Raw genomic sequence first — 11,287 nt, 5'->3', positions numbered from 1 at the left:
CGCCGCTTCCCGTCCCGTACCCGGGGGCGCTGCCCCCGGACCCCCGCTCCTCAAACGCCGGAGGGGCTGATCTTCTGGGCGGAGGGGGCGAAACCCCCACACGGCCCCACACGCCCCCACACCCCGCCGTCTCCGTAGACTGGCCCCGTGAGTGACCTCCCCCCGCACGACAGCAGCGCGTCCGACGAGTCGGAAGACCGTGACCCGCACGGTCTCTTCGACGAGATCGTGGCGAACGAGACCGAGCGCGACCCCGACCTCGCGGTGATCGAGGCCGGCAGCCGCACCCTGCGAACCCAGGGCAGCGGCGCTCCGCAGGCAGACGTACCCGGGCGGCCCTCGGACCCCGAGGTCGACAAGGCGCTGCGTGAGGTGGAGGCCGAACTCGCCACCCGCTGGGGCGAGACCAAGCTCGAGCCGTCCGTCAGCCGGATCGCGGCGCTGATGGACGTCCTGGGGGAGCCGCAGCGCGCGTACCCCTCGATCCACATCACGGGCACGAACGGCAAGACCTCCACCGCCCGCATGATCGAGGCGCTGTTGAGCGCCTTCGACCTGCGCACCGGCCGCTACACCAGCCCCCACGTGCAGTCGATCACCGAGCGGATCAGCCTGGACGGGGCGCCGATCGCCGCCGAGCGGTTCGTCGAGACGTACAACGACATCAAGCCCTACATCGAGATGATCGACGGGCAGCAGGAGTACCGGCTGTCCTTCTTCGAGGTGCTCACCGGCATGGCGTACGCCGCCTTCGCCGACGCGCCCGTGGACGTCGCCGTCGTCGAGGTCGGTATGGGCGGCAGCTGGGACGCCACCAACGTGATCGACGGGGACGTCGCCGTCGTGACCCCCATCGACCTCGACCACACCGACAGGCTCGGGGAGACACCCGGCGAGATCGCCACCGAGAAGGCGGGCATCGTCAAGCAGGACGCCACCGTCATCCTGGCGCAGCAGCCGGTCGACGCGGCCCAGGTACTGCTGAAGAAGGCCGTCGAGGTCGACGCGACGGTGGCCCGCGAGGGACTCGAATTCGGCGTCGTCGCACGACAGGTCGCCGTCGGCGGGCAGCTGCTCACGCTGCGCGGTCTCGGCGGGGAGTACGAAGAGGTCTTCCTGCCGCTGCACGGTGCCTACCAGGCCCACAACGCCGCCGTGGCGCTCGCCGCGGTCGAGGCGTTCTTCGGGGTCGGCTCGGCGCACACCCAGCGGCTCGACATCGACACCGTGCGCAAGGCGTTCGCCGCGGTCACCTCGCCGGGTCGCCTGGAGATCGTGCGGCGCTCGCCGACCGTCGTGCTCGACGCCGCGCACAATCCGGCGGGCGCCCGCGCCACCGCCGAAGCGGTGAGCGAGGTGTTCGACTTCAGCCGGCTGATCGGCGTCGTCGGAGCGAGCGGCGACAAGAACGTCCGGGGGCTGCTCGAAGCCTTCGAGCCGATCTTCGCCGAGGTCGTCGTCACCCAGAACTCCAGCCAGCGCGCGATGAACGCGGACGAACTGGCCGGGATCGCCGTCGAGGTCTTCGGCGAGGACCGGGTGCAGGTCGAACCGCGGCTCGACGACGCGCTGGAGGCCGCGATCACGCTCGCCGAGGAAGAGGGCGAGTACGCGGGCGGCGGCGTGCTGGTCACCGGATCCGTCATCACGGTCGGCGAGGTCCGACTGCTCCTGGGGAGGGGCTGATTCTCGTGCGTACGCTCTGTGCTTCGACACTGATCGGCGAGTTCTTCGTCATCGGCTTCGCCGGGCTCGTCGCCATGAAGGAACCCGATCTGGCCACGGCCACGGTCTGGACGGTCTGCGGAGTCCTGATGGCGCTCAGCGTGCTGCTGTGCGGCATGATCACGCGGCCCGGCGGTGTGCAGCTCGGCTGGGCGCTGCAGGTCCTGCTGATCGCCGGCGGCTTCGTCGTTCCGTCGATGTTCGTCCTGGGCGCGGCCTTCGCGGCCCTGTGGTGGGCGTCGGTCCACTACGGGCGGAAGATCGACGAGGCGAAGGCCAGGTTCGCCGCGCAGGCGCAGGCCGACGCGGGCGGCACCCCGGCATAGCCGCGCGGGGGCCGGCGGCACCGCGGTGCGGCCGCGCCCCGGAGCGGGCGGCGCCTCGGTCCGGGCCGGCGGCGGCCGGTGGCGGGGTGTGCCCGTATCACCTGACGCTGTGTGACAGCCACCCGGACACGCCCTGTAGCCTCGGTCTTCCGCACCAGTGTGACCCGAAGGAGCCATCCCGTGAGCCAGCGCACCCTCGTCCTTCTCAAGCCCGACGCCGTCCGTCGCGGCCTGACCGGCGAGATCATCAGCCGTATCGAGCGCAAGGCCGGCTGGCAGATCACCGCGCTGGAGCTGCGGACGCTGGACCAGGAGACGCTGGAGCAGCACTACGGCGAGCACAAGGGCAAGCCCTTCTACGAGCCGCTGGTGGAGTTCATGGCCTCCGGTCCGGTCGTGGCGCTGATCGTCGAGGGCGAGCGGGTCATCGAGGGCGTGCGCGCCCTCGCCGGCCCGACCGACCCGATCGCCGCCGCGCCCGGTTCCATCCGCGGTGACTACGGCGTGATCGTCCGCGAGAACCTGATCCACGCCTCCGACTCCGAGGAGTCCGCCGAGCGCGAGGTGAAGATCTTCTTCCCCGGCCGCGTCTGAGCGTACGGACGTCGCGTCCGCGTGCACGGAGGGTCACCCTCTCGCCTACGGACGGTCGTGTCCGGGGTGGCGGACGGTCTCGGTGAGGCCGTCCGGACGATCTCCCGGGCGCGCCGGGCGGCACGTTTTGAAGAAATTTTCTGAGACTGCGTCAGCGCCGCTCGGACAGCCTGACCAGGGACGGCCGTGAAATATCCGGCCGTCCCGTGGCATATGCGTGCTGATCGGGGGAACGCGTGCCCCCGATGGCCCGTCTCCACAAGCGAGTGGGTACGTCATCTGCTGACAATGGCGAAGACCCTCGCGCAGTGTTCGTGCAGGCGCGTCTACGATGGAAGCCTTCACGTCACTGCACCCACCTCGCCGTCCTAAAAAGCCGTCAAAGCTCCACTTGGGAAGGCCAGACGAATCCTGATGGGGAACTCAATGTCGTTCATCGGCCGTGACATGGCTGTCGACCTCGGGACCGCCAACACGCTGGTGTACGTCAGGGGTCGCGGGATCGTACTCAACGAGCCGTCGGTCGTCGCGATCAACACCAACACCGGCGGGATCCTCGCGGTCGGCGCGGAAGCCAAGAAGATGATCGGGCGGACGCCGGGCAACATCGTTGCCGTGCGTCCGCTGAGGGACGGTGTCATCGCCGACTTCGAGATCACCGAGCGCATGCTCCGCTACTTCATCCTGAAGATCCACAAGCGGCGCTACCTCGCCCGCCCCCGTGTCGTCGTCTGTGTGCCCTCCGGCATCACGGGCGTCGAGCGCCGTGCCGTCATCGAGGCGTCGTCCCAGGCCGGCGCCCGTCAGGTGCACATCATCGAGGAGCCGATGGCCGCGGCCATCGGCGCCGGCCTGCCGGTCCACGAGGCCACGGGCAACATGGTGGTGGACATCGGCGGCGGCACCACGGAGGTCGCGGTCATCTCGCTCGGCGGCATCGTCACCGCCCAGTCCATCCGCGTCGCGGGCGACGAGCTGGACAACGCGATCATCCAGCACATCAAGAAGGAGTACAGCCTCCTTCTCGGTGAGCGGACGGCGGAGCAGATCAAGATCACGATCGGTTCGGCGTACGACCTCGACACTGACGAGCACACCGAAATCCGAGGCCGGGACCTGGTCTCCGGACTGCCCAAGACGGTCGTCATCTCCGCGGCGGAGGTCCGCAAGGCGATCGAGGAGCCGGTCAACGCGATCATCGACGCCGTGAAGACGACGCTCGACAAGTGCCCGCCCGAGCTCTCCGGTGACGTGATGGACCGCGGAATCGTTCTGACCGGCGGTGGAGCCCTGCTGCGCGGCCTCGACGAGCGACTGCGCCGCGAGACCGGCATGCCGATCCATATCGCCGAGGACCCGCTGGACAGCGTGGCGCTCGGTTCCGGTAAGTGTGTCGAGGAGTTCGAGGCGCTCCAGCAGGTTCTGGACGCCCAGCCCCGCAGATGAGGTAACACTTCGATTCCGCCGTACGAGATGATCCCCTCTCGTACGGCGGATCGTTGGTATGGAGGCATAAACTCTCGCGACAAAGAGTCATAACCTCTCCCATAACACCCACCCCGTCACGCACCCCACCCCATCCCAGCCTCATCGCACCGTGGGCATCGGTTTCGCCCGGGGTGCGCCCCTGTTGACCCAATACAACGAGGAAGGCACGGCCGCCGCACGTGAGGGACACACGAGAGAGCCGGCTGCTCCTGGTGCTGCTGATCGCCATCGCGTTCGCACTGATCACGGTGGACATCCGCGGCGGGCAGGACTCACCGGTCGACGGTGCCCGCCAGGCCGCCGCGACGGTCTTCGGCCCGATCGAGAACGGGGTGTCGTCCGCGGTCGACCCCGTCGGCAACGCCATCGCCGCCGTCCGCGACTCGAGCACACGCCACGACCGCGTCGCTCAACTGGAGCACGACAACGCGGCGTTGAAGGCGAAGCTCGGCAGCGACGACCGCAACCGCAGCCGCCTCAAGCAGCTCGACAAGATGATCAAGGTGGCGGGCGAGGGCCAGTACGGGATCAAGGGCGCCGAAGTGATCGCCATAGGGGCGGCCCAGGGCTTCTCCTGGACCGTCACCATCGACGTCGGCGCGCACGACGGCGTCAAGCGCGACATGACCGTCCTGAACGGCGACGGCCTGGTCGGCCGGGTCACCACCGTCGGCCCGGACACCGCGACCGTGCTGCTCGCCAACGACCCCGACTTCACGGTGGGCACCCGCATGGAATCGACGGACGAACTCGGCTTCGCCTCCGGGCAGGGCGACCGCCCTCTGCGCGTCGAACTCCTCAACGCCAAGGCGAAGATCAAGAAGGGCGACCGGCTGGTCACCTTCGGCTCGCAGGCCGACAAGCCGTTCGTGCCCGGTGTGCCCGTCGGTGTCGTCTCCCGGGTCGACCCGTCCGGCGGCGACCTGACCCGCACGATCTACGTCAGGCCGTACGTCTCGTTCACCAAGCTCGACATCGTCGGCGTCGTCGTCGCGGCTCCCAAGAGCGATCCGCGCGACACCGTACTGCCGCCGAAACCCAGACCTACGCCCACGCCGACCGTGACCGTGACGGTCACCCCCTCGGCGAGCGTGCCCGTCGACGGCCAGCAGCAGTAGCAGGAGGAGCCGAATCCCATGCGTTTCAACCGGATGCTGCTCTCCGTCACCCTGGTGGTCGTCGCCCTGGTGATCCAGGTGAGCGTTCTTGCCCGACTTCATCTCCCGGGCGCCGTCCCGGACCTCGTGCTCCTGACGGTGCTCGCGCTCGCCATGGTCTACGGCCATGTCGGCGGCGCGCTCATCGGCTTCGGCGCGGGGCTGCTCTCCGACCTCGCCCCGCCCGCCGACCACGCCGCCGGGCGCTACGCCCTCGTGCTCTGCGTCATCGGCTATCTCGCGGGCCTGGTCAAGCCGGAGAACGGCCGGCTCAAGTCGGCCACCGGACCGATGATCGTGGTCGTCGCCGCCGCGATCGGCTCCACCCTGCTGTACGCGAGTGTCGGCGCCCTCGTCGGCGACACCGCCGCCCGCCATGTCGGGCTCGGCAGCCTGCTGTTCACAGCCGCCCTCTACGACCTGCTGCTCGCGCCGTTCGTCGTCCCCGTGCTGATGGCACTGGCCCGGCGCGCCGAGAACGATCCGCTCGCCGAGGGCGGTTCGGCCTCCAAGGCGGCCGACGTCTCCGCGGGCTGGCTGTCCTCCGGCACCGGGCTGCGCATCGGCAGCCAGCGCGGCGGACTGCGTGTGAAGGCGGCCAAGGCGCGGGTCGCCCGCGCCGGACGCATCAAGGGGGTCAAGCGGCTGTGACGACAGCGAAGCGGACCGCCCGGCGCACACCTCAAGCGCCGCACGGGTCACGGAACTTGACCGGCCGCGGTGCCGCCGCGCACAGGTTCGCCGTGTACTCGTATGTCTCGTACACACACTGAGAGGGGGAGGCAGCAGCAGTGACCAATATCCCCGAGACCGGTCGGACCCCACGGGTCCAGATCCGACTCGTCGTCATCCAGATTCTCGTACTCTCCCTCCTGGGCACGCTCGGCGGACGCCTCTGGTACCTCCAGATCCGCAACGGCGACGAGTACGCCAAGGAAGCCTCCGGCAACCACGTCCAGCAGGTCGTCCAGCCCGCCGTACGGGGCTCGATCCTGGACGCGCGGGGCGTGCCGATCGCCGACAACGAGACCCGCCTCGTGGTCTCCGCCTCGCGCACCGACCTGCTGAAGATGCCGGACGACGGCAAGGCCGTCCTCACCAAGCTCGCCGGTGTGCTGGGCATGAAGCCCCAGGACGTCATCCAGAAGGTCCGCCTCTGCGACGCCAAGACCCCGCAGCCCTGCTGGAACGGCTCGCCCTACCAGCCGATCCCCATCACCGACGAGGCCACCGCCCGCCAGGCCCTGCAGATCCGCGAGCGCTCCGAGGACTTCCCCGGCATCACCGCCGAGCCGGAGGCGATGCGCCGCTACGCGGCCCCCGGCAAGGCCAACACCGCGCAGGTGCTCGGCTACCTCTCGCCCGTCACCGACGACGAGATCACCAAGGCCAAGGACACCGACTCGCCCTACCTCCGCTCCGACCAGGTCGGCCGCTCCGGCCTGGAGCGCCAGTACGACAAGGCGCTGCGCGGCAAGGCCGGCGTCACCCGCTACGAGGTCGACAACCTCGGCCGCGTCATCGGCAAGGCCAAGAGCGACAAGGCCGAACCCGGCGCCAACCTCGTCACCAGCATCGACGCCCGCGTCCAGCGCGTCGCCGAGTACGAGCTGAACTACGCGATGGAGTTCGCCCGGACCCAGTTCGACAAGATCACCGGCGAGAACTACAAGGCCGACTCCGGCGCGGTCGTGGTGATGGAGGCCAAGACCGGCCGCGTCGTCGCCATGGCGTCCCAGCCGACGTACGACCCGAACGCCTGGGTCGGCGGCATCTCCGGCAAGGACTACACCGCGCTCACCGGCAAGAAGTCCAACTATCCGCTGCTGAACCGGGCCATACAGGGTCAGTCGGCGCCCGGTTCGACGTTCAAGGTGATCTCCACGGCTGCCGCGGTCCAAGCCGGTTACAAGTTCGACGGCCGCTACCCGTGCACGAGTTCCTACTCCGTCGGCAGCCAGGTCTTCAAGAACTTCGAGGGGGAGAGCTTCGGCCCCATCTCGCTCGGCCGGGCACTGGAGGTCTCCTGCGACACCGTCTTCTACGGCCTCGCCGACAACGAGTGGAAGAGGGACGGCGGGATCAGCCCCAAGAAGACCCCCAAGGACTACTTCTACAAGACCGCCCACCAGTTCGGGCTCGGCAAGGAGACCGGCGTCGACCTCCCCAACGAGGTCACCGGCCGCGTCCCGGACCGCAAGTGGAAGGCGGACTACTGGAAGGCCAACAAGGACGCCTGGTGCAAGAGCGGCAAGAAGGGCGGCACCTACGTCCAGCAGATCGCGTACGAGAACTGCCTCGAAGGCAACAGGATGCGCGAGGGCGACTCGATCAACTACTCCATCGGACAGGGTGACACCCTCGTCACCCCGGTCCAGGAAGCCGCCATCTACTCCGCGGTCTCCAACGGAGGCACCCTGTACGCCCCGACCATCGGCAAGGCGATCGTCAGCGCCGACGGCAAGTCCGTCCAGGAGATCAAGCCGAAGGTGAACGGCAAGCTGCCGGTCAGCAAGGCGACGCTCAAGGGCATGAACGAGGCCTTCGCGGGTGTCGTCACCCGAGGTACGGCCGCCTGGAAGTTCGGCGGCTGGCCGCAGGACAAGATCCCGCTGCACGCCAAGACCGGTACCGCCGAGGTCTACGGCAAGCAGACCACGTCCTGGCTCGCCACGTACTCCAAGGAGTACACGATCATCATGACGATCTCCCAGGCCGGTACGGGCTCCGGCGCCTCCGGTGAGGCCGTGCGCAAGATCTACAACGCGCTCTACGGCGTCTCCGAGGACGGCGCCATCGACAAGAAGAAGGCCCTGCTGCCGACCCCGCAGAAGAGCCTGCCGAAGATCCAGACCGACGGCTCGATCGACTCCCCGGCCATCTCCAAGGACCCGGCCAAGGACCAGCAGGCCAGCCAGGCACCCAAGGACGGCCCCACCGACCAGCAGTTGCCCGCCGGCACCACTGCCTCACCCGGCACCGGCAACCGCGACACCCGTAGGCGTGCGGCCCGCCCGAGGAAGCGGCGGGGAAAGAGGATCCTGACATGACGACCGCGGCGACCAAGGTGCTGAGGTTCCTGACATGACCGGAGCCAACAACTTCTCCGTCTCCGGGTACGGACCCGAGCGCGCGGGCTGGACACGGCTGTTCGCCCGCGACTCGCTCGCCCGCCGTCTCGACTGGCCGATACTCCTGTCGGCCGTCGCGCTCTCGATGATCGGCTCGGCCCTCGTCTACTCGGCGACCCGCAACCGCACCGAGATCAACCAGGGCGACCCGTACTACTTCCTCATCCGCCACCTGATGAACACCGGCATCGGCTTCGGCCTGATGATCGGCACGATCTGGCTCGGCCATCGCACCCTGCGCACGGCCGTGCCGATCCTGTACGGCCTCTCGGTCTTCCTGATCCTCATGGTGCTGACCCCGCTGGGCGCCACCGTCAACGGCGCCCACGCGTGGATCGTCTTCGGCGGCGGTTTCTCGCTCCAGCCCTCGGAGTTCGTGAAGATCACGATCATCCTGGGCATGGCGATGCTGCTCGCGGCCCGGGTCGACGCCGGCGACAAGCCGTACCCGGACCACCGCACGGTGCTGCAGGCCCTGGGCCTCGCCGCCGTCCCGATCATGATCGTGCTGCTCATGCCCGACCTCGGCTCGGTCATGGTCATGGTGATCATCATCCTCGGCGTGCTGCTCGCCTCCGGCGCCTCCAACCGCTGGGTGTTCGGCCTGATCGGCGCGGGCGCCCTCGGAGCGGTCGCCGTCTGGCAGCTGCACATCCTCGACGAGTACCAGATCAACCGCTTCGCGGCCTTCGCCAACCCCGAGCTCGACCCGGCCGGCGTCGGCTACAACACCAACCAGGCCCGGATCGCCATCGGTTCCGGCGGCCTCTTCGGCACCGGCCTCGGCCACGGCTCCCAGACGACCGGCCAGTTCGTGCCCGAGCAGCAGACCGACTTCGTCTTCACGGTCGCCGGCGAGGAACTGGGCTTCGTGGGCGCGGGCCTGATCCTGCTGCTCCTCGGCGTGATCCTGTGGCGCGCCTGCCGCATCGCCCGCGAGACGACCGAGCTGTACGGCACGATCGTCGCCGCCGGGATCATCGCCTGGTTCGCCTTCCAGTCCTTCGAGAACGTCGGCATGACCCTCGGCATCATGCCGGTCGCCGGACTGCCCCTCCCGTTCGTGTCCTACGGCGGATCCTCCATGTTCGCGGTCTGGGTCGCGGTGGGCCTCCTGCAGTCGATCAGGGTGCAGCGCCCGATGTCCGCGTAGCGGGAGGACCGGGTGTCGCCCCGGAGAACACGAGGCGACACCCGGTCCAACGGGAAAAGACCGTCCATGAGCAAGTAGGGGCCGATTGGGTACTGCCCACGGCCGGCAATCGCGTCTAGATTCGGTTCATGGCGGACACGAAGCGCGAGATCGAGCGTAAGTACGAAGGTCCCGCGGCCGAGGGCGACACCGATCTGCCGGACCTGAGCGGTGTCTCCGGAGTCGCGGGCGTCGTCGACAAGGGCGTCGCCGAACTTGACGCCACCTACTACGACACCCCCGACCAGCGACTCGCCGCCGCCTCCCTCACCCTGCGCCGCCGCACCGGAGGCGCCGACGCCGGCTGGCACCTCAAACTCCCCGTCTCCGAGGGCGTACGCGACGAGATCCGCGCCCCGCTCTCCGACACCGTGCCCCGCGCACTGTCCGGCCTTGTGCGCTCCCGCGTGCGTGACGCCGAACTCGTCCCCCTCGTACGCCTGCTGTCCGCCCGCGACATCCGCCACCTCGTCGACGACTCCGGCGCCCTGCTCGCCGAGGTCAGCCTCGACCGCGTCCGCGCCCAGCGGCTCAGCGGGGGCGAGGGCACCGCCGAATGGACCGAGATCGAGGTGGAACTCGCGGACGACGGCGACCCCGCCTTCCTCGACAAGGTCGAGAAGAAGCTCCGCAAGGCGGGTCTGAACCGCTCCGCCTCGTCCTCCAAACTGGCGAAGGCACTGGGCGAGACCGGCAAGCGCCCCAAGAAGTCCGCCCCCGCGAAGGAGCCGGTCACCGCGGGCGACCACGTCCTCGCCTACCTCCGCGCCCAGTACGACGCCATCGTCGAACTCGACCCGGCCGTCCGTCGCGACCTCCACGACTCCGTGCACAGCATGCGCGTCGCCACCCGCCGGACGCGCAGCACCTTCCGCTCGTACGGGAAGATCCTCGACCGCGCGGTCACCGACCCGATCGGCGACGAGCTGAAGTGGCTGGCCGGCGAGCTCGGAGTCGACCGCGACCAGGAAGTCCTCACCGAGCGGCTCACCGAATCCCTCGACCATCTGCCGCGCACCCTGCTCTCCGGCCCCGTCCGCACCCGGCTGCGCACCTGGGCGCACGCCCGCCACGGCGGCTCCCGGCGCCGTCTGATCGCCGTCCTGGACGGAAAGCGCTACCTCGCGCTGCTGACCGCCCTCGACGCGCTCGTGGCCGACCCGCCGCTGCTCAAGGCGGCCGCGGGCGATCCCGCGAAGGTGATCGCCAAGGCCGTCCGCAAGGACTTCACCAAGGTCTCCGACCTCGTCTCGGAGGCCCTCGACCGGCCGCCGGGCGCCGACCGCGACAACGCGATGCACGAAGCCCGCAAGAAGGCCAAGCGCACCCGCTACGCCGCGGAGGCCGCCGCCCCGGCCCTGGGTGGAGGGGCCGCAGGCCTGGTCAAGTCGATGAAGTCGCTGCAGAGCCTGCTCGGCGACCACCAGGACAGCGTGATGACCCGCGACGCCCTGCGGGAACTGGCCGGTCTGGCGCACGCGGCGGGGGAGAGCTCGTTCACCTACGGAGTGCTGTACGGGCGTGAGGAGCAGCGCGCGGCGGCGGCGGAGGCGGCCCTGCCGGAGGTCTGGGAGGCGATCGAGGGCCAGACGTCCGTGTGACGACGGTGCGGCCGGAGGTCGGTGTCCGTCCGGCGGTGCGGCCGGAGACCGGGGCGACCTGGGCCGGTGTCCG

Annotated in this window: 9 protein-coding genes; all 9 read left to right on the top strand. The window is 69.4% G+C overall.

The annotated features are described in order from the left end of the window. The first annotated feature begins 147 nt into the window (after positions 1-147). The 9 genes from folC to ACWD68_RS19605 all read left to right on the top strand — a co-directional run bounded on the left by folC (position 148) and on the right by ACWD68_RS19605 (position 11,214). Positions 148-1,686, top strand: coding sequence for a bifunctional tetrahydrofolate synthase/dihydrofolate synthase (gene folC, locus ACWD68_RS19645; protein ID WP_451807679.1), 1,539 nt, complete (start codon positions 148-150; stop codon positions 1,684-1,686). A gap of 5 nt (positions 1,687-1,691) precedes the next feature. After that, on the top strand, positions 1,692-2,051 hold the full coding sequence (locus tag ACWD68_RS19640) for a DUF4233 domain-containing protein (RefSeq protein ID WP_451807678.1): 360 nt from the start codon (positions 1,692-1,694) through the stop codon (positions 2,049-2,051). Positions 2,052-2,231: 180 nt separating this feature from the next. Further along, positions 2,232-2,645: a nucleoside-diphosphate kinase gene (ndk, locus tag ACWD68_RS19635; protein ID WP_451807677.1), complete on the top strand. Its 414-nt coding sequence runs from the start codon at positions 2,232-2,234 to the stop codon at positions 2,643-2,645. A gap of 426 nt (positions 2,646-3,071) precedes the next feature. Further along, a complete protein-coding gene (locus ACWD68_RS19630) occupies positions 3,072-4,091 on the top strand; it encodes a rod shape-determining protein (protein WP_261708775.1) in 1,020 nt (339 codons plus the stop codon). Positions 4,092-4,312: 221 nt separating this feature from the next. Next, the gene (mreC, locus tag ACWD68_RS19625; protein ID WP_451807676.1) at positions 4,313-5,251 is read left to right on the top strand and encodes a rod shape-determining protein MreC; all 939 of its coding nucleotides are present in this window, start codon (positions 4,313-4,315) and stop codon (positions 5,249-5,251) included. A gap of 18 nt (positions 5,252-5,269) precedes the next feature. Beyond that, positions 5,270-5,941, top strand: coding sequence for a rod shape-determining protein MreD (gene mreD / locus ACWD68_RS19620; protein WP_451807675.1), 672 nt, complete (start codon positions 5,270-5,272; stop codon positions 5,939-5,941). 140 nt (positions 5,942-6,081) lie between these two features. Then, positions 6,082-8,340 carry a penicillin-binding protein 2 gene (gene mrdA / locus ACWD68_RS19615; RefSeq protein WP_451807674.1) on the top strand — a complete coding sequence of 753 codons (2,259 nt, stop codon included), beginning with the start codon at positions 6,082-6,084 and terminating at the stop codon, positions 8,338-8,340. A gap of 34 nt (positions 8,341-8,374) precedes the next feature. Further along, complete coding sequence (rodA, locus tag ACWD68_RS19610) at positions 8,375-9,574, top strand: rod shape-determining protein RodA (protein WP_451807673.1); 1,200 nt, start codon at positions 8,375-8,377, stop codon at positions 9,572-9,574. A gap of 128 nt (positions 9,575-9,702) precedes the next feature. Further along, the gene (locus ACWD68_RS19605; protein WP_451807672.1) at positions 9,703-11,214 is read left to right on the top strand and encodes a CYTH and CHAD domain-containing protein; all 1,512 of its coding nucleotides are present in this window, start codon (positions 9,703-9,705) and stop codon (positions 11,212-11,214) included. The last annotated feature ends 73 nt before the right edge of the window (positions 11,215-11,287 follow it).

This window comes from Streptomyces sp. NPDC005141, assembly GCF_053599975.1.
The sequence above is the reverse complement of the archived record's forward strand: the minus strand, read 5'-3'. Positions and strand labels throughout refer to the sequence as shown.